Source organism: Vibrio sp. 704, from assembly GCF_033339295.1.
Window position 1 is genome coordinate 1 of record NZ_JAWOUH010000879.1, and the last position, 547, is coordinate 547.

Genomic DNA, 547 nt, shown 5'->3' on the forward strand with positions numbered 1-547 from the left:
GCATTAAAGTGGTGGAAGCCACTGCTTTGAAAAGTGCCGATGTTCAATCTGCTACGCAAGCCATCGCAGCAAAATCAGACATCCTTTACGCGCCTACGGATAACACTGTAGCGAGTGCGATCGAAGGCATGATTGTCGCGGCGAACCAAGCGAAAAAACCAGTCTTTGGCGGTGCAACATCTTATGTTGAAAAAGGTGCGATTGCTGGCCTTGGTTTTGACTACTACCAAGTCGGTGTGCAAACGGCAGATTACGTAGCAGCCATACTTGATGGTCAAGAGCCAGGAAAGTTGGATGTAAAAGTCGCAACGGGTTCGGATTTGGTCATCAATGAGAGCGCCGCTTCTAAGTTGGGCATCCAACTGCCGAGTTCTGTTGTTCAACGTGCGACTAGCATGCAGTAAATCACTTATCTTGAGGTAAGGACTCTTTCTCTCAAGCCCATTTGTCTCAGCATGAAAAATGGGCTCGTAATCGTAAGTTTATGAGAGCAAAGTTTTTTCTGAGCGGATTGCTCTCTTTACCTCGACCTAAGTTGAAAGTTGTA

General features: G+C 46.6%; 1 protein-coding gene. It reads left to right on the top strand.

The window, feature by feature from the left end; genetic code table 11:
- Positions 1–404: ABC transporter substrate binding protein (locus tag R7R24_RS29660; RefSeq protein WP_318120582.1), on the top strand; the 404-nt coding region annotated here is incomplete at its 5' end.
- Between the last annotated feature and the right edge of the window lie 143 nt (positions 405–547).